This is a genomic window from Oricola thermophila (assembly GCF_013358405.1).
GTDB classification, from domain to species: domain Bacteria; phylum Pseudomonadota; class Alphaproteobacteria; order Rhizobiales; family Rhizobiaceae; genus Oricola; species Oricola thermophila.
On sequence record NZ_CP054836.1, the window covers coordinates 1,208,872 to 1,225,857 of the forward strand.

General features: G+C 66.6%; 13 protein-coding genes. 7 read left to right on the forward strand and 6 right to left on the reverse strand.

All coding sequences use genetic code 11. From position 1 onward, the window contains the following. Positions 1–19: 19 nt before the first annotated feature. Positions 20–1,387 (reverse strand): M48 family metalloprotease, encoded by a 1,368-nt coding sequence (locus tag HTY61_RS05820; protein ID WP_246272943.1) that lies wholly within the window; start codon positions 1,385–1,387, stop codon positions 20–22. 134 nt (positions 1,388–1,521) lie between these two features. On the opposite strand from HTY61_RS05820, the gene HTY61_RS05825 reads away from it, so the two are divergent. Then, entirely contained in the window at positions 1,522–2,676 is a 1,155-nt protein-coding gene (locus HTY61_RS05825; RefSeq protein ID WP_175275910.1) for a pyridoxal phosphate-dependent aminotransferase, read from the forward strand. 133 nt (positions 2,677–2,809) lie between these two features. Here HTY61_RS05825 and HTY61_RS05830 read toward each other — a convergent pair whose 3' ends face one another. Then, a complete protein-coding gene (locus HTY61_RS05830) occupies positions 2,810–5,506 on the reverse strand; it encodes an Rne/Rng family ribonuclease (RefSeq protein WP_175275911.1) in 2,697 nt (898 codons plus the stop codon). 580 nt (positions 5,507–6,086) lie between these two features. Here HTY61_RS05830 and HTY61_RS05835 point away from each other — a divergent pair. The 6 genes from HTY61_RS05835 (at position 6,087) to HTY61_RS05860 (ending at position 13,520) form a co-directional block, all read left to right on the forward strand. Next, entirely contained in the window at positions 6,087–7,295 is a 1,209-nt protein-coding gene (locus tag HTY61_RS05835; RefSeq protein WP_175275912.1) for an N-acetylmuramoyl-L-alanine amidase, read from the forward strand. 162 nt (positions 7,296–7,457) lie between these two features. Continuing rightward, on the forward strand, positions 7,458–9,911 hold the full coding sequence (locus tag HTY61_RS05840; protein ID WP_175275913.1) for a penicillin-binding protein 1A: 2,454 nt from the start codon (positions 7,458–7,460) through the stop codon (positions 9,909–9,911). Positions 9,912–10,015: 104 nt separating this feature from the next. After that, positions 10,016–11,147, forward strand: a protein-coding gene (gene prfB, locus HTY61_RS05845) for a peptide chain release factor 2 (protein ID WP_175275914.1) whose coding sequence is annotated in 2 segments (ribosomal slippage) — positions 10,016–10,084 and positions 10,086–11,147 — 1,131 coding nt in all. Because the reading frame shifts where the segments join, the coding sequence is not laid out codon by codon here. Between the two features lie 240 nt (positions 11,148–11,387). Beyond that, a complete protein-coding gene (locus tag HTY61_RS05850) occupies positions 11,388–11,690 on the forward strand; it encodes a hypothetical protein (RefSeq protein WP_175275915.1) in 303 nt (100 codons plus the stop codon). 226 nt (positions 11,691–11,916) lie between these two features. After that, complete coding sequence (locus HTY61_RS05855; protein ID WP_175275916.1) at positions 11,917–12,906, forward strand: hypothetical protein; 990 nt, start codon at positions 11,917–11,919, stop codon at positions 12,904–12,906. 179 nt (positions 12,907–13,085) lie between these two features. Next, positions 13,086–13,520, forward strand: coding sequence for an EamA family transporter (locus tag HTY61_RS05860; RefSeq protein WP_175275917.1), 435 nt, complete (start codon positions 13,086–13,088; stop codon positions 13,518–13,520). Positions 13,521–13,531: 11 nt separating this feature from the next. Here the strand turns inward: HTY61_RS05860 and HTY61_RS05865 are convergent, their stop codons facing one another. From HTY61_RS05865 to HTY61_RS05880, 4 genes are all read right to left on the reverse strand, one after another. After that, the gene (locus HTY61_RS05865; RefSeq protein WP_175275918.1) at positions 13,532–14,263 is read right to left on the reverse strand and encodes a Crp/Fnr family transcriptional regulator; all 732 of its coding nucleotides are present in this window, start codon (positions 14,261–14,263) and stop codon (positions 13,532–13,534) included. Between the two features lie 75 nt (positions 14,264–14,338). Then, on the reverse strand, positions 14,339–14,812 hold the full coding sequence (locus HTY61_RS19670; protein WP_428978279.1) for a BA14K family protein: 474 nt from the start codon (positions 14,810–14,812) through the stop codon (positions 14,339–14,341). 89 nt (positions 14,813–14,901) lie between these two features. Beyond that, positions 14,902–15,843: a pseudouridine-5'-phosphate glycosidase gene (locus tag HTY61_RS05875; protein WP_175275919.1), complete on the reverse strand. Its 942-nt coding sequence runs from the start codon at positions 15,841–15,843 to the stop codon at positions 14,902–14,904. Further along, entirely contained in the window at positions 15,840–16,811 is a 972-nt protein-coding gene (locus tag HTY61_RS05880; protein WP_175275920.1) for a carbohydrate kinase family protein, read from the reverse strand. Before HTY61_RS05880 ends, HTY61_RS05875 begins: the two co-directional genes overlap by 4 nt. Positions 16,812–16,986 lie beyond the last annotated feature (175 nt).

Consider the following 16,986-nt stretch of genomic DNA (forward strand, 5'->3'; position numbering starts at 1 on the left):
GCCTTTCTGTGTTGCCGGACTATCTGGACCGGGGAATCTGGAAACGCTGTATGTCGTCGGCGCGAAGCCATTGCGGCGCGTTCTTCGGAAAACGGCGCTTTGCGCGCGCGGCGAACACCTTTGCTTCCCTGTACTGGCCGGAATGGAACTTTTCTTCCGCGGTTGCAAGTTCCGCGTTGCCGATGTCGCCGAGGCGGCCATAGGCCATGGCGAGATGCCGGTAGGCGACCGGGTTGACCGGGTCGAGCGAGAGCGACACCTCCAGTTCGCCGACAGCGCGGCGCAGGCTCTGGGGGTCGCCGGCCAGCACCAGCGCATGGCCGAGCGCGCTCTGGATCAGGCCCGAGCCGCTCTTGTCCAGCCGCGCCGCCTTCGTGAAGGCCTCGACTGCACCCGCGGCGTTCTGCGCCTTGAGCTGGATCTCGCCCTTGATCTCGTGAAGATAGGGGTTGGACGGATCGGAAGCGATGAGCTTGTCGATCATGGGCAGCGCCTCGCGCGGCGAGCCGTACAGGAACCTTGCGATGGCCCGACCGTATTGCGCGGCCTTCGCGCTCTTCGTTTCCCTGGCAAAGCTCTCAACCGCGGACGGACCGGCCGTGTAGGCGAGGATCTTGGCGCGCGCCATGTCGTGGCGCTCCTGCAGTTTCGCCGGGTCGCTCCGGTTGAAGTACGGGCTTTTCCTGGCGATCGTCTCCAGCGCCGAAATGCGCTCGCGCGGCATCGGGTGGCTGACGCGGTAGGGATTGATGCGGTCGCTGATCAGCGCGATGTTCTTCTGCAGCTTGGTGAAGGTGGTCAGCAGGCCCCTGGGCGACTGGCCGGTCTTGTTCAGATAGTCGACCGCCGCACGGTCGGCCGTCAGTTCCTCGGATCTCTGGTAGGAGAGCAGGCCCCGCTTCGCCGCTTCCGCGCCGCCGGCCGCAAGTCCGCCGCCCGCGCTTGCCACCGAGCCGTGGCCACCGGACGCCGCGGCGATCGCCGCCGTCATGCCCAGCAGCGCCGTCACCACCGAGATGGTCTGGGCGCGGTCGATCTGCTGGCGCAGCCTGTCCTGGTGGCCGCCTGCCAAGTGGCCGATTTCGTGCGCCAGCACCCCGATCACCTCGTTCGGCGTGTCCGACTGCACGATCGTCCCGGTGTTCACGAAGATCTTCCGGCCCGAAACGAACGCGTTGAAGGAGGAGGAGTTCACCAGCACGATATCGGTGCGGTCGCGCCGTACGCCGGCGGCCTTGAGAAGCGGGGTCGCATAGTCGGACAGGAGATGTTCGATTTCCGCGTCACGCACGATCGGCAGGCGCGATGACTGGGCCCGCGCCGGTGTCGCCGTCGCGGTCGCGACGAGCGCGAAGGCCGTAATCCACGTCGCCAGCTTCCTGACCAATTGGCGAATCTCCGTTGACTGTGCTTTAGAGCCCGTGACTGGTCGGGCTAACGCGATTTGCCCGGCAATCATAGCGAAAACAAGGCCCGCACACCGGATAGTGATCGGCGGGCAGGTGCGAAAGGGGCCGCTCTATGACCATCCTGTCCGCCCGCAGTCGGGTCGAACCGTTTCACGCGATGGACGTGCTTCGCGAGGCGAATGCGCTTGCGGGGGCGGGCCACGACGTCCTGTCGCTCGCGGTCGGGCAGCCCTCGCATTCGGCGCCGCGCGGGGTGCTCGAGGCGGCGAAGGCGGCACTCGACAACGAGAAGCTCGGCTATACCGACGCGCTGGGTCGCATGGAGACCCGCCGCGCCATTGCCGCGCACTATGCGGATCGCTACGGCATCGAGGTGCCGGCCGGGCGCATTGCCGTGACGACGGGGTCTTCCGCGGGTTTCTCGCTGGCCTTTCTCGCCGTCACCGATCCGGGCGGGCGGGTTGCGATCACTGCGCCGGGCTATCCGGCGTACCGGAACATCATCAGGGCGTTGTCGCTGGAACCCGTGGAGATCGCGACAGATCCGGCGGACGATCACATGCTCACCGTGGCCTCGCTGGAGGCCGCGCATCGCGAAAGGCGCATCGACGCGCTGCTGATCGCCAGCCCGGCCAATCCCACCGGCGCGGTTACCGACCGCCACCACCTTGCCGCGCTCATGGATTTTTGCCGCGACGAGGGGATCGCCTTCATCTCCGACGAGATCTATCACGGCCTGCGATATACCGGCGACGACCGGACCGCGCTTTCGCACTCCGACGACGTGATCGTCATCAATTCCTTTTCCAAGTACTATTGCATGACCGGCTGGCGCATCGGCTGGATGGTGTTGCCGGAGGCCATGGTCCGCCCGGTCGAATGCCTTGCGCAGAGCCTCTACATCTCGGCGCCGGACCTGTCCCAGGTCGTCGCGCCGCGTGCGTTCGAATGCACGGATGAGCTGGAAAGGATCAAGGACGGCTACCGGGCCAACCGCGAGCTTCTGCTCGAACGCCTGCCGGCCATGGGCATTTCCTTCGCCGCGCCGCCCGACGGCGCCTTCTACGCCTGGTGCGATGTCGGCGCGCATACCAACGATTCGATGGATTTCGCGCGGCGGATGCTGTCGGAGATCCACGTCGCCGCCGCGCCCGGCCTCGACTTCGATCCGGTCAACGGTTCGCGTTACATGCGCTTTTCCTATGCGGGATCGACCGACACGATCGCCCGTGCGCTTGATCGAATGGCCGACTGGCTGGGCAACTAGGGGCAGTGCCGCGTACCGGGACGGGCATCCCGTCATGACCGGATGACGGGCCTCCCGTCATCGCGGCTGCCTGCCGGCTTCGGTTGACGCCGGACAGAAAAAAGGCGGGGAAGACCCCGCCCTTGCTTCCGGATCAGAAGAAGCCCTTGCGGGCCCACCAGCCGGTGCGCTTCGGCTTGGTCTCCTCGGCTTCGCCTTCGGAGATGACGACCGGCTCGACGTCGAGATTGAGCGTGTCCGGCGTGGCGCGCTTGCGCGGCTTCGACTTCTCTTCCTCGGCATTGTCGTTGGCCACCGCCACGTCGGCTTCCGTTTCCGCCGGCGTGTCGGCCGCAGCTTCGGCAACGGTTTCCTCCGCCGGGATATCCGCCCGTTCCGGCGCTGCCTCGGCCACGGTCTCGATCGCGACCGGTTCCGGTGCCGGCATGACCTCGGGCAGATCCGCGCCGGTTTCCGGCTTCGCGGCTTCCGCCTCGGCCGCCCGGGCTGCTTCCGCTTCCTCGGCGGCGATCATCTCGGCCAGCGGCCCGACGGGCTCTGCTGCCGGGATGCGCTTGCGGTCGCGTCCGCCGCGCCGCCCGCGCGAGCGCCGCCGCTTGCGGTTGCGTCCTTCCTCGCGGCTCTCGCCGTCGGTTTCCTCGGCGCGCACTTCCGTCTCGGTTTCCTCGCCTTCGGCGCGACCCCGACCGCGGCGCCGCCGGCGGCGCTTCTTGCGCCGGCCGTCGTCCTCTTCGTCCTCGGCCTTCAGCTTTTCCTCGGTCTCGTCGTCGATCTCGGGAACGACATAGTCGTCGTCCTCGGCGTCGCCGTAGTCGGGGCGAATCGGTTCCACGCGCGGCAGGTCGGAAATCTCGCCCTTGTCGATGGCGAACAGGTCGGTGCCGAGATCGTCATCCGCCACGATCGCGATACGCAGGCCGAAGCGGCCTTCCATCTCCGTCAGCGTGTCGCGCTTGTGGTTGAGAATGTAGAGCGCGGTATCGCTGTCGGTGCGCACCTGGACGTGGTGCTTGCCGTTGCGCATCAGGTAGTCCTCGAGCGAACGGATGACGTGCAGCGCCACCGACTGCTGCGAACGCACATGGCCGGTGCCGCCGCAATGGGGGCAGGGCTGCATGGTGCTTTCCAGCACGCTGGCGCGCATGCGCTGGCGGCTCATCTCCATGAGGCCGAAATGCGAGATGCGGCCGACCTGGATGCGCGCGCGGTCGTTCTTCAGGCAATCCTTGAGCTTCTTCTCTACCGCACGATTGTTGCGGTTCTCTTCCATGTCGATGAAGTCGATGACGATCAGGCCCGCCAGGTCGCGCAGGCGCAACTGCCGGGCGACTTCCTCCGCCGCCTCGAGGTTGGTTTGCAGGGCCGTATCCTCGATCGAATGCTCTCGCGTGGACTTGCCGGAGTTGACGTCGATGGCGACCAGCGCCTCGGTCTGGTTGATGGTCAGGTAGCCACCGGACTTCAGTCGCACATTCGGCTGGATCAGCGCGTCGAGCTGCGGCTCGATCCCCGTTTTGGCGAAGATCGGCTGCGGATCGCGCCAGGGCTGCACCATGCGGGCATGACTGGGCATCAGCATGCGCATGAAGTCCTTGGCCTCGCGATAGGCGTCTTCGCCCGCAACGAGGATTTCGCTGATGTCCTTGTTGTAGAGGTCGCGGATCGACCGCTTGATCAGGCTGCCTTCCTCGTAGACCAGGGTCGGTGCCGTGGAGGCCAGCGTCAGTTCCCGTACATTGTCCCACAGGCGCATCAGGTATTCGTAGTCGCGCTTGATTTCCGCCTTGGTGCGGTTCGCGCCGGCGGTGCGCAGGATCACGCCCATGCCCTTCGGCACCTCGAGATCCTTGACGATTTCCTTCAGCCGCTTGCGGTCGGCCGCATTGGTGATCTTGCGCGAGATGCCGCCGCCGCGCGCCGTGTTCGGCATCAGGACCGAGTAGCGGCCGGCAAGCGACAGATATGTCGTCAGGGCAGCGCCCTTGTTGCCGCGCTCCTCCTTGACGACCTGGACCAGGATGATCTGGCGGCGCTTGATGACTTCCTGGATCTTGTACTGGCGGCGCGTGACGCGCTGGCGCGGGCGTGCTTCCTCGATCGCATCGTCGCTGCCGACGGTGTCGATCTCGTCCTCGTCGTCATCCTCGTCGTCATCGTCGGCATCGGCCTCGTTGTCGCGCGAGCGTCCGCGCGCCGCCTTGCCGCGCCGGCGTCCGCGCCGGCCGCGATTGCCGTTTTCCTCGTCGTCATCGCCATCCGCGGAGGTCTCGTCCTCGTCGTCGGGCATCGGCTCGGAGATCACGTTGTCGTCGCCGGCCTCGGCCCGAGCCGCCATCGTCGCGGAAGAATCGCCGTTCCCGTCGTCATCCGTCTCCGCCTGGCGGGCCTCCCAGTCGGCGAGGATCGCCTCCATGGCCACGGGTTCCGCCTCGGGCACGCCTGCCTGCGCGCCGTTGCGCCTGCCGCGGCCCTTGCGGTTGCCGCGCCGCTTGCGCGGGCGCCGGCTCTCGCCGTTGTCGGCCTCGTCGTCTTCCTGCTCGGCGAGGCGTTCTTCCTCGTCCAGCAGCGCCTGCCTGTCGGCAAGCGGGATCTGGTAGTAATCCGGGTGGATTTCGGAGAATGCCAGGAAACCGTGCCGGTTTCCGCCATAGTCGACGAATGCCGCCTGCAATGACGGTTCGACGCGCGTTACCTTGGCCAGGTAGATATTGCCGCGGATCTGCTTCTTGTGTTCCGATTCGAAATCGAATTCTTCGAGGCGATTACCTTTTACGACTACGACACGGGTTTCCTCCCGATGGGAGGCATCGATCAGCATCTTGTTTGACATGGATTCTGTTTCCGGCAGCGGCGCATTCATCCGGGGGTTGCAACCGGGTGCGCCATGTCCGTCTCGTCGTGGACGGGGGGCTGCTGCTCATAGATAGTCTTGTCGGCATCGGGAACGAAACGGCGGATATCGGGGATTTCGGCCCCCTCGAGGTATCGACATCTGCTCTGGTCAACAAACCCGCCATATAACCTGGCCAACAAAACGATTGCATTTGGGACTCCGCGAGGGAGCCGGTTCAATTCGCTCTTGTTCAAGAGCTGGGTCCGCATGCGGGACCCGGTGGATAATGCCGTCAGCTTACAACCGAACCGACCGGCGAAACCTTCGAAAACTGACAGGGTGCGGAAGACGCTCCTCTGCATCTACAATCTAGGATTTTGGTTCAGCCGCTGCAAGCGTTTTGTCCATCGGGTGGCGGAACGAGCCGCAAAGTGCCGTGACGCAAGGCCTTCCGGCGTGCCGGGACAGGCCGCCGCCGGCCGGGCCGACCGGCAAGATTACGCACTTGCGCCGCTTGCCGTTCGTCTTGAAACTGTCCATGCTTCGAACGACTGACAGCATGTGCGGATGGATGACAATGCGCCTGACAGGTCTCGTCCTGACGGCAATTCTGCTTGTTTTCTCGGCGGTTGCGGCATTTGCCGCGCCGCCGGTCGCGCTAGATATGCGGGTGGCCGGGGATGATTCGGTCACGCGAATCGTCATCGAGTTCGATCGTCCGGTCGAGGTGTCCCACCGGTTGCTCGACAAGCCGTGGCGCCTGGTTCTGGATTTCGACAAGATCGGCTACGGCTTTTCCGACGACGCTGTGGGCAAGTCGGGCCTCATATCGGCCCTGCGCTACGGCGACATGGCCGACAACCATTCCCGCGTCATCTTCCAGACCCGTCAGCCATTCAAGGTGCGCACGATCGGCACCCGCCGGGACGAGCAGAACGGCCGTTACAATCTCGTCATAGATCTCGAGGTGACGGGGCAGGAGGATTTCGCCGCCGCGCTCGATCGCCTGCTGACCACCAGCGCCGTCGTCAATTCCGCGCAGAAGGGCGACCGCCTGGGCGTCACGCGCGACCGGGACCGGCCGTTCACCATCGTTCTCGATCCTGGCCATGGCGGGATCGACAACGGCGCCAACGGAGTGTCGGGAACGCGGGAGAAGGACGTCACGCTGGCCTTCGCGCAGACGCTGCGCGACGTGTTGTCCCGCTATGACGGCGCGCAGGTCTTCATGACGCGCGATTCGGACGTCTTCGTCTCGCTGTCCGATCGCACGCAGTTCGCCCGCCAGCACCAGGCGGACCTGTTCATCTCCATCCATGCGGACTATTTGCGCCAGCACGGCGTGCGCGGCGCCACCGTCTACACGATTTCCGAGAAGGCGTCGGACGAGGTGGCCGCCAGTGTGGCGGCCAACGAGAACCTCGCGGACTCGGTCGCCGGCATCGAGTTGCCGGAGGACGAGAACGGCGTTTCGGACATCCTGGTCGATCTCGCCCGCCGCGAGACCCTGGGCTTCTCCGTCCAGTTCGCCAGGCTGGCCATTTCGGACATGAAGGGCTTTGCGCGGCTCATCAAGAATCCGCATCGCTACGCCGGTTTCCGCGTGCTCAAGGCGCCGGACGTGCCCTCGGTGCTGATCGAGCTCGGCTATCTCTCCAACCCCGAGGACGAGAAGCTGATGAACGAGCCGGAGTGGCGGCGCGGCATGGCCGAGCGACTCGCCGAGGCGATCGAGAAGTTCGCCGCGCTGTCCTCGCGCGATCTCGTGGTGCGCGCCGAACCCTAGCAGCGTCCCGTTTTTCGCGCTTGTTGCTGAAAGGACACGCATTTTGTCCGGCGATGCCACGCTGCCGTCCAATTTCCGTATGAAGGCTGGTTTCAACGATGTGGCGACTCTAGTAGGTTCGCCCGGACATTGCGCTTGCGCGCGGATGGATAAAGAGACGACATGCTTCGCTTGCTAGGTTACTTTTTCGGGGTCGGTGCCGCCCTGTTCCTTCTCGTCGCCGTCGGCGTCATCATCTATGTCGGCGACCTGACGAAGGACTTGCCGGACTACGAGGTGCTGGCGCGCTACGAGCCGCCGGTGATGACGCGCATTCATTCCGCCGACGGCCAGCTGATGGGCGAGTTCGCCACCGAGCGGCGCCTCTTCATCCCCATCCAGGCGGTTCCGGACCGGGTCAAGGCCGCGTTCCTGTCGGCCGAGGACAAGAACTTCTACCAGCACCGCGGCGTCGATTTCATGGCGCTGGCGCGGGCCATCGTCACCAATATCGAGAACGTCCGGTCCGGCCGGCGGCTTGTCGGCGCCTCGACGATCACCCAGCAGGTCGCCAAGAACTTCCTGCTGACCAACGACCGGACGATCGACCGAAAGATCCGCGAGGCCGTGCTGGCCTTCCGGATCGAGCAGGCCTATTCCAAGGACCGCATTCTCGAGCTTTACCTCAACGAGATCTTCTTCGGCGCCGGTTCCTACGGCATCGCCGGCGCGGCGCTGACCTATTTCGGCAAGTCGGTCAACGAGCTGAACCTGCAGGAGGCCGCCTATCTGGCCGCGCTGCCGAAGGCGCCGAACAACTACCATCCCTTCGACGACACCGAAGCGGCGATCGCCCGCCGCAACTGGATCATCGACCGCATGGTCGAGAACGGTTACGTGACGCCAGAAGAGGCCGAAGTCGCCAAGGCGGCCCCGCTCGGCGTCAATTTCCGCCGGTCGGGCGACTATGTCTTCGCCTCCGAGTACTTCACCGAGGAGGTGCGCAAGCGCCTCGTCGATCGCTACGGCCGGGACGCGCTTTACGAGGGCGGGCTGTCGGTGCGCGCCACGCTGGACCCGCAGTTGCAGGTCAAGGCACGCAAGGCGCTGCAGCACGGGCTGGTCCAGTTCGACCGCAAGCGGGGCTACCGCGGGCCGGTGGCCACGATCTCCACCGAGGGCGACTGGGGCGTGCCGCTTGCCGAGATCGAGGACATGGACGACGTGCCGGAATGGAAACTGGCCGTCGTGCTCGCCGTCGACGACAAGGTTGCCGATCTCGGCCTCAGGCCCGAGCGCGAGATTTCCGGCGCCATCTCGCCCGACCGCGAGAAGGTGCGCGTCACCGCCGAGACCTCGAAATGGGCCTTCTCCATGCGCATCGACGGCAAGAGCGTGAAGGCGAAATCGCTCGCCGACGTGCTGCATGTCGGCGATGTCGTCTATGTCGAGAACAAGGGCGGCGACGAGGGCTGGGTGCTGCAGCAGGTGCCGGAAGTTTCCGGCGCGCTGATCACCATGGACCCGAACACCGGCCGCGTGCTCGCCATGGTCGGCGGCTTCTCCTACTCGCTGTCGCAGTTCAACCGCGCCACGCAGGCCTATCGCCAGCCCGGTTCGGCGTTCAAGCCCTTCGTCTACGCCGCCGCGCTGGACAACGGCTACACGCCGGCCTCGGTGGTCATGGACGCGCCGATCCAGCTCGTTTCCGGGGGCGAGGTCTGGGAGCCGAAGAACTATGGCGGCGGATTCGCCGGCCCGTCGACGCTGCGCCTCGGCATCGAGCGTTCGCGCAACCTGATGACGGTGCGGCTTGCCAACGACATGGGCATGCAGCTTGTCGCGGAATATGCCGAGCGCTTCGGCGTCTATGACGACATGCCGCCGCTGCTGGCCATGTCGCTGGGGTCCGGCGAGACGACACCGCTGCGCATGGTCTCGGCCTATTCGGTCATGGCCAATGGCGGCCGCGCCATCGAGCCGTCCTTCATCGACCGCATCCAGGACCGCTACGGCCGCACCATCTACAAGCACGACCAGCGCATCTGCGAGGGCTGCAACGCCTCGCAGTGGCTCGGCCAGGACGAGCCGCAGCTGATCGACAATCGCGAACAGGTGCTCGACCCGATGACCGCCTACCAGATCACCTCCATGATGGAGGGCGTGGTGCAACGCGGCACGGCGACGCTGCTGCGCGATCTCGGCCGCCCGATCGCCGGCAAGACCGGCACCACCAACGACGAGAAGGACGCCTGGTTCGTCGGCTTCACGCCCAACATGGTCACCGGCGTCTATATCGGCTACGACACGCCGCGCCCGATGGGTCGCGGCTCCACCGGCGGCCAGCTCGCCGCGCCGGTCTTCAAGGAGTTCATGTCCGCCGCGCTCAAGGACGCGCCGATCGCCGATTTCCACGTGCCGGAGGGCATGACGGTGGTCGAGATCGACCGCAAGACCGGCATGCGCGCCCAGGGCGGTGCCGATACCATCCTCGAAGCCTTCAAGCCCGGTACCGGCCCGGCCGATTCCTACCAGGTCATCGGCCTGGACACGGTCGCCGTCCAGATGGAGGAGGTCCGCAAGATCTCGCCGCGCGTCGAGGAGGCGATACAGTCGGGGCAGGGGGGCTTGTTCTAGCCTTTCGCCGCCGACGGCTTTACACGGCCGCGCCGGGTGCCTAAAACCCGGCGCCTGACAGCCCGTTCGGGCGAATCTGAACATCAGAACCGAGGAACCGGACCATGCGCGCAGAAACCGCGACGCTCGTCGATGACATCAAGCAGGCCATAAGCCTGCTGAGGAGGCATCTTTGACTGGGAACAGTCTCTCAAGCGCCTCGACTATCTGAACGCCCGGGCCGAGGATCCCGATCTCTGGAACAATGCCGACGAGGCGCAGAAGCTCATGCAGGAGCGCCAGCGTCTCGAGGAGATGATCGCGGCCATCCGCGAATTCGACCAGACGCTGGAGGACAGCGTCGAGCTGATCGCGCTCGGCGAGGAGGAAGGCGACGAGGAAACCGTCGCCGAGGCCGAGCAGGCCATCCGCGACCTGCGCAGCGCCATCGACAAGCGTTCCGTGGAGGCGCTGCTGTCGGGCGAGGCGGACTCCAATGACACCTTCGTGGAAATCCACTCCGGCGCCGGCGGCACGGAAAGCCAGGATTGGGCGAACATGCTGTTGCGCATGTACACCCGCTGGGCCGAGCGCCGCGGCTTCAAGGTCGAGGTGGTCGAGATCCAGCCGGGCGAGGAGGCGGGCATCAAATCCGCCACCATCCAGGTCAAGGGCCACAACGCCTATGGGTGGATGAAGACGGAATCGGGCGTGCATCGTCTCGTCCGCATCTCGCCCTACGATTCCAATGCCCGCCGGCATACGTCCTTCGCCTCGATCTGGGTCTATCCGGTGATCGATGACTCCATCGAGATCGAGGTGGCCGAGAGCGAGTGCCGCATCGACACCTATCGCGCGTCCGGCGCCGGCGGCCAGCACGTCAACACGACCGATTCGGCGGTTCGCATCACGCACATTCCGACCGGCATCGTCGTGCAGTGCCAGGCCGAGCGCTCGCAGCACAATAACCGGGCCCGTGCCTGGGACATGCTGCGCGCCCGCCTCTACGAGGAGGAACTGAAGAAGCGCGAGGCCGAGGCGAACGCGACCGAGGCGGCCAAGACCGAAATCGGCTGGGGCCACCAGATCCGGTCCTACGTCCTTCAGCCGTACCAGCTGGTGAAGGACCTGCGCACCGGCGTCGAATCGACCTCGCCGTCTGATGTGCTCGACGGCGACCTCGACGCCTTCATGGAAGCCGCGCTCGCCCACCGCGTCCATGGCGGCGACGGAACCGAGGTCGAGGACGTGGAATAGGGGCCGGTTCCGCAAGCGGATCGGGAAGGCGGGGCGGCCATCGCTCCGCCTTTTTCATTGCAGGCCCCGGCCCGGCGGATATGTCCGCCATAGCTGCGCCACGTCATCGGTCGCGCATTCGTCGGCCGTGATCGCGCGGCCTGCGGGGGCGGACGGCGGTTCCGGCCCTGTGAAGGGGCGCACAGCGACGGAACCTTGTTGTCCGCTACACGTTTTCCTCCCTGACGAAGGAGGGAAATCATGGAACCGCTCATTGCCGTTATGCTCATTCTGGGATGCGACCATTCGCAGATGGTTTGCCGCCAGGGCGCGGAGCCGGTGCAACGATATGAATCCGTGGCAGCCTGCGAGGACGCCATGTCCATGCGTGTCCGCTTCGTCGACTATCCGGTGGCGGTCGCCCAATGTCTCGAAATGCCGGCGCCTGCGCCGGGAGAAACCGTCGCCATTGACTGGCGCATGGACGCGACCGGCGACCTGCTCGCCGAGGCGCGCGCGGTCGCGGAACCGCCCGTCGTCGTTGCCGACGCCGCCGGCCGCTGAACGGCCGCTGCCGGCCGTCGCCCTTGCGATGACGCCGGTGGCCGGTTCGCCGCAGCTCCCGGCCGTTCACGTGGAGGGGCGCAGGGACGGCGGTCCTTCCGCCGCCTCCGTTGGATAACTCCGGTCCCGTTTCCCGGGATTTCCGCCATTCCGGCAAAAACTTGTCCAACAGGTTCCATCCGACCTTACCCTTCTTCCCGCCGCATGGTGCGGCGAGGAGAAGGCGATGCAGTTCGACTGGGCACTGGCGATAGAGAGGAACCGCAGGGACCTGCTGCGCATCCTGCGCGACCTCTTCGCGCTCGCCGGGCTGGATTTCGAGATGGCACCCGCGCCGGCCACCGGCTCCGAGCCTGCCCGTTCGCCCATCCTCCCGGCCACCCTGCCGCGCTACGCCGTTCTCCACATACGCCGCATTCTGCGCTCCGCCGAGGCCGCGGTGCGAAGGCTGATCGTCATTGCTGCGCGCGACATCGAGGTTCGGGTCCGCCATGCGCCTGCCTTGAAGCGGAAGGAGAAGGGCGGTGAGGAGCGGGTAGCCGCGCCAGCGGCGAGTCGACGATCCGGCGAAGCGTCGGCAGGCTCCGAACGGGCGGGAGCTTCCACTCCCGTCACCGTCACCATCCGCTTCGAGCCGCCCGCGCCGACGGAAAAGCCAGCCGCGTCCGCCCCGCAGCTCGTCCGCGTGCCGGTGAACCTTGGGCTGGCCAATCTCCGCATCATGCCCGACCCCGAACCGGAGGAAGAGGAGGACGCGGACGGGTCGGTGCCGCTCGGCCCCATCCCGGCCTTTCGGCTGGTGGATCCGCGCAAGCGTTTCGATTTCACCCGTCCCCGCAGGCGCTACGCGCACACGTGTCCGCGCATCCGCCTGCTGGGCGACAACCCGTTCCCGGTCTACATGCGCCACCCGCCATTGCCGGAGCCGGAACCCGACCTGCGCCTGCCGGGCGATGCGCTTCCCGCGGCGACCCTGCTGCGCCGCCTGGTCTCGACGCGGATAGCACTCGACAATATCCAGAACGAGGCCCGCAGGCTCGCCCGCCACGAGGCGCGCCGCCGCCACCGGCCACTGGAAAGCCGCCGGGTAATCTACACCGCCATGCGCCCCGGCCTGCCGCCCGGATACCGCAAGCGAAACCGCTATGACATCGACGAGGTGCTCAAGGAATGCCACCGCGTCGCGGTCTGGGCGGAACGGGAAGGGCCGCCGTGACGGGGACAAATAAGGGAGATGCCGGCAACCCGCCTTCCGGCCGGAGGCGCGGGCGATCGCGCGCGCCCTGTCCGCCGTCCCGAGGCGTGGATAGTGCCGGGGGAGGGGCGCGAACCGCTCCACCTGCCGCCAGCGGGGCGTATACTGGGCATGGAATCGACCGTCAGCCGGAGAGCGGGATGCAGCACTATCTCAACACGTGGCAGTTCTGGGCGCTCATGGCCGCCTTCTTCGCGGCGCTGACGGCCATATTCGCCAAGGTCGGTGTCGAGGGCGTCAATTCCAACTTCGCCACCTTCCTGCGCACCGTCGTCGTGGTTGCGGCCCTGGGCGCGCTGCTCTGGTTCACCGGCCAGTACGAGAGCCTGGCGAACCTGTCCGGCAGGACGATGCTGTTCCTCGTCCTGTCCGGGCTGGCGACCGGCGCATCCTGGCTCTGCTACTTCCGCGCGCTGCAGATCGGCAAGGCGGCCCAGGTCGCCCCGATCGACAAGCTCTCGGTCGTCCTGGTCGCGGTTTTCGCGGCGCTGTTTCTCGGCGAACGGCTGTCGGCGACCGGCTGGACCGGCGTCGTGCTGATCGGCGCCGGCGCGATCCTCGTCGCCGTCGGGTAGCGGGCCGGCAATCAGTTGTTCCCGGCGTTCCAGCCTTCCGAGAGGCGCCGGTTGAGTTCGGCCATGTCGGCCAGGATCAGCCCGCCGCGGCTGCGTTCGACAACGTTCTCCCGCTCCATCTTGGCGATCTCGCGGCTGACCACCTCGCGCCGGCAGCCGATGCGTTCGGCCAGTTCCAGCTGGATCGGCGGCGGCGAGATGATGCGCTGGCCGTCATGCCCCTTGCGCGGTTTGGAGAGCCGGATCAGTTCCGAGTACAGGCGGTACTTCGCCGGCAGGAAGGCGTGTTCGGCCAGCCGCGTGTTGAGCGACCGGATCAGCGCCGACATGTTGCGCATCAGTTGCAGCGACACGTCGGGGGCTTCGCGCAATATCTGCAGGAAGACCTGCTGCGGCAACGTCAACAGCCTGGTCCGGACCATGGCCGTGACATTGGCCGAGCGCGTCGTGCCGTCGATGGCCGCCAGTTCGCCGAAGAACTCTCCGTCGGAAAACTCTCCGAGAATCACCTCGCGGCCCGTGGCGATCCGCAGGATCACCCGGACGCGGCCGGACTGGATCAGGAAGACGTTGTGGCTCTCGTCGTCGAAGTCGAGCACCAGCTCGTTCTCCCCGAAATCGCTGAGCCGTGCCATCTGCGAATAGCGACGGTCCTGCTCGTCGGTGAGTGCCTCGAATAGCGAGAATGACTTCAGCGATACCATCTGGTCCATCGGCAAGGGGGTGTCTTCGGGGAAGGTCATGGTTGCACAGTGTGAGTGAGTGTCAAGACGAACCCCGGAAGCCGTGCTGGCTTCCGGGGCCGGGAGTCGCAAGCCTCAGAGGTAAGGAGAGATGCAAGGCTTGCGGGGACCGTGATAGGGCTGCCAGGAATTGTCCGAGACGCGGTAGCTCTTGTAGCGGGCCTGGCACCAGCTGACATGCGCATTCGGATCGCCGACCGGCTCGATGATGACTTCCTTCGGCTGCGCGGCGTTCGCCAGTGCCGCGCCGGCGATGATGCCGCCGACGATGCCGATGGCTGCCGCGGTGCCCGCGCTCATGCCGGGGGCCGGGTCCGCCGGCGGAACCGGCGGCTTCGGATCGACGGGCTTGAGGCCCATTCCGCTATCGCAAAGCCAGGGCTTGGTGGCACAAGGTCCGGGGACTTTCGGATGGATCTTGTCGGTAATGCCGGGAACGAAGACGGTCTCGGCGCTTGCCGCGGTTACGACCGGAGCGATGCCGGTGGTTGCGAGCGTTGCGGCCGTAGCCGCAACCGCTATCGCGTTCTTGAGGGTGAAGCGTTTCATGGCCGTGGCCTCCTCTGGTTGGGTCGCAGGATTGTCTGCGTCGTTGAGGAGAGCCTAGTCGTTGTCTCGACCGGCCGGTGTGTGGTCGGTCACAGGCCGGTGGTGCCGTTTTCCCGCTTCATCCGTGCATGGGCGGCTGCGATCCGCGCGGCGAGGCGCGCATTGGCCTCCACCAGCGCGATATTGGTTTTCAGGCTCCGTCCGCCGGTGATCTCGACAATGCGGGCCAGCAGCCAGGGCGTGACGTCCTTGCCCGATATCCCGGCGGCATCCGCTTCCGCGATGGCGCGGTCGATGATCGCCCCCATCTCCGCCATCGGGATTTCGTGCTCCTCCGGCACCGGGTTGGCGACCAGCATGCCGCCGTGCCGGAATTCGGCGAGACCCCCGCGCACCGTCATGAATGCCGCGATCTCCTCCGCGCTGTCGAGCCGCAACGGCGCGGCCAGGCCGCTGTCGCGCGACCAGAAGGCGGGGAACGCGTCCTGCCCGAAGGCGACAACCGGCACGCCGCGGCTCTCGAGGATTTCCAGCGTCTTCGGCAGGTCGAGGATTGCTTTCGCTCCCGCGCAGACGACCGTGACCGGCGTGCGCGCCAGCTCGTCGAGATCTGCCGAGATGTCGAAGCTGGTTTCCGCGCCGCGGTGCACGCCGCCGATCCCGCCGGTCGCGAAAACGGCGATGCCGGCCGCGTGCGCGGCCATCATGGTCGCCGCGACCGTCGTGCCGCCCGTCAGCCCGCGTGCCATGGCGAAGGCGAGGTCGGCGCGCGACAGCTTCGACGGCCCGTCGGCCCGGGCGAGGGCTTCGGCCTGGGCGTCGTCGAGGCCGGCATGCAGCACGCCGTCGATAACCGCGATGGTCGCGGGCACGGCGCCGGTGGCGCGTATCTGCGCCTCCACCGACCGCGCCATGGCGATGTTGTCGGGATAGGGCATGCCATGGGTAATGATGGTCGACTCCAGCGCCACCACCGGACTTCCGGCTTCGAGTGCCTCTGCGACTTCCGGAGATATCCTGATTGTCGTCACGTTTCCTGGTCCTCTTTCTCGGCCAGCGGCCGGATGGTTGTTCCCGATCGGATCGAATCGAAGGCGGGGCCGACGAGCCTGTCGGCGACCGGGCCTGCTTTCCGAATCGTCAGCTGCGCCGCAGCGATACCGTCCCGCACGGCTTCGGCAAGCGGCACGTCCGGCGAGGCTGCGAGCCGCGCGATCGTTGCCCCGGCCAGCGCGTCGCCGGCACCGGTCACGTCGGCAACCGCCTGCGCCGGCGGCTGGTCCACCGCCAGCCAGTTCTCGCCGTCCAGCACCAGTACCGGCCGCGTGCCGCCGGTGACCACCGCCCGCACGAATCCGCGCGCCGCGAGGCCGGCCAGGCCGCGCTCGCCGCTGTCGGCGGCGAGGGCGTTCATCTCGCGCCGGTTCATGAACAGGACCGCAATCCGGTCGGCCACGGGAAGAAGCCGTACCGCCTTCGCGGGCGAGATGGCGACGGCGAAGACCGGCCCCGTGGCGATGTCGCAGATCGTCTGCAGCGCCATCTCCGGCAGGTTGGCATCCACCAGCACGTTCGCCGCCGAGGCGATCGCGTCGCGTACCGTCCGGCGGCGCAGCTGGCGGGGCAGGGCGGTCTCGTAGATGTCCATGTCCGCCAGGCCCGCGACCTGCTCGCCGGAAGGATCGAGGATCGCGGTGTAGCTCGCCGTCCGCCGGTCCAGGAAAACCGCCGACAGGTCGGCTATCCCGGCCTGCTCGATGGTGTCCGCGACCAGCGAACCGTCGTGGTCGCCGCCGCGCGCGGAAAGCATCGCCGCCGGCCGGGCGCCGCGCAGTGTCGCGGTACGCAGCGCGTTGAAGGCGCCGCCGCCGACCGATGCTGTCAGCCGGCCGGGATTGGACGCGCCGGGATGGAAATGTCCTTCCGCGTGGCCGATCCTGTCGACATGGGCGCCGCCGATGCCGAGCAGTCCGATGGATATGTCGCCGAATTGCGTCACGCCGGATACCGTTTGTGTCTGCCTCGGGTGGTCATTGGGGACAGAATCGGTTGAACGTCAATGGCCTGCGCCCCGGGCCGCAACGGCAGGCGCCGGCCTCGCGCGTTTCCGGCAACCGGAACACGAGGTGAACATATTTTGATTGTGTAGGTAATACAGTGGCTTGCCGGCATTG